Origin of the sequence: Collinsella aerofaciens (genome assembly GCF_040915425.1) — a bacterium.
In the GTDB taxonomy this organism is placed as follows: Bacteria; Actinomycetota; Coriobacteriia; order Coriobacteriales; family Coriobacteriaceae; genus Collinsella; species Collinsella aerofaciens_BW.
In genome coordinates this window covers 1-1,333 of record NZ_JBCPDN010000126.1, presented here as the reverse complement: position 1 = coordinate 1,333, position 1,333 = coordinate 1, and the positions used below count along the sequence as shown (strand labels likewise).

Genomic DNA, 1,333 nt, shown 5'->3' with positions numbered 1-1,333 from the left:
GGGCTGCCCAAAAAGGGTTCGTGAACGCGCGCCGGCGATGCGTCGAGGCGCGGGCCCTCCCGGCGGGAGGCTTGTTGTCCGACGGGGTCAGCCGAGGGTCCCCTCCGCCCGGCGCCCGATCTCCCAGACCCAGCAGGCGAGCTCGCGCGCGACGGCGGCGTTTGCCTTGCACGGGCTCTTGCCCGCCGCCGCCAGCGCCTCGCGGCGGCGGCAGAGCCTGGCGGTGCAGTCGTCGGCGCGCGCCCGGATCGCCGCGGGGACGTCCGCGCCGGGCGCCGGGGCCTTCGGGCGGAGCGTGCACGTCAGGTAGTGCCACGCCGACTCCACCAGTGCCGTCCTGGCGAGCCGGTTGCCCGTCTTGGTTATCCCGCCGCGCCGCTCGGTCTCGCCGCTCGAGCGCTCCGACGGGACCAGCCCGCACCAGCTCGCGAAGGCCGGGGCCGTCCGGAACCTCGTGAAGGAGCCCGCCTCGGCTGCGAGCCTGAAGGCCGTCAGGGTGTCGATTCCCTTGATGCAGGAGAGCGCCTCGACGGCCGGGCGCCACCGGTCGGTCCGGGCGAGGGCGAGCACCTTCTTCTCGAGCTGCCGGCGGTCCGACTCCGCGCACCTCGCGGCCGTGACGTAGTACTCGAGCACGTCGCGCTGGGGCCCCTCGAGCCTGATCCCGGATATCCACCTCCAGTGGGCGCGCGTCCAGGATCCCTTCCTCGTCCCGTCGGCGTTGCGCTCGTCCCAGACGTAGCCCAGCCTGATCAGGAACATGTTGAGTCGCTGCCTGGCGCGGCGGTACTCCGCCGTGGCGTCGTCGAGGGCGCGGTCGAGGTCCCGGGCGGCCTCGACGGCCGCATCGGGCAGCGGGACCTCCACGATGTTGTGGGTGGCGAGCATGCGGGCGATGAACTCGGCGTCGCGCCGGTCGTTCTTGCGGCGCGCGTCCGCCGCCGGCCTCTGCATCTTGGAGACGGCGGCCACGGCGCAGTCGAGGCCGAGCGCGCGCAGCTCGCGCGCCATGTGGAAGCCGGTGGGGCCGCTCTCGTAGCAGGCCCTGGGCTCCTCGAACCCGAGGGCCCACTCCGCGATCTCGGCGGCGTCCGTCCCGAAGTCACGGTGCACCACCTCGCCGGTGAAGGGGTTGAACGCCGCGGCGGCGACCGATCGCGCGTGGACGTCCAGGCCGATGGAGGTAACATGGGGCATGGGAAGCCTCCTCCCCGCAGGTGCGGTAAGGGCTACCGCACGGGCCGATACTCAAAGCCCATTGTGGCATCCCGAGCCCGCGGAAAGAAGCTGCGCCGCGGGGGAGGCGACCCAAATGGCTTTCTCATATCGTCTT

General features: G+C 72.6%; 1 protein-coding gene. It reads right to left on the bottom strand.

Annotation, left to right across the window (positions count from 1 at the left end):
• Positions 1-87: 87 nt before the first annotated feature.
• On the bottom strand, positions 88-1,197 hold the full coding sequence (locus AB5164_RS10170; protein WP_368143346.1) for an IS110 family RNA-guided transposase: 1,110 nt from the start codon (positions 1,195-1,197) through the stop codon (positions 88-90).
• Positions 1,198-1,333: the final 136 nt, after the last annotated feature.

Bases quoted from the DNA above. Each gene is read 5' to 3' on its own strand.
- AB5164_RS10170 (WP_368143346.1), bottom strand. From the start codon at position 1,197: ATGCCCCATGTTACCTCCATCGGCCTGGACGTCCACGCGCGATCGGTC.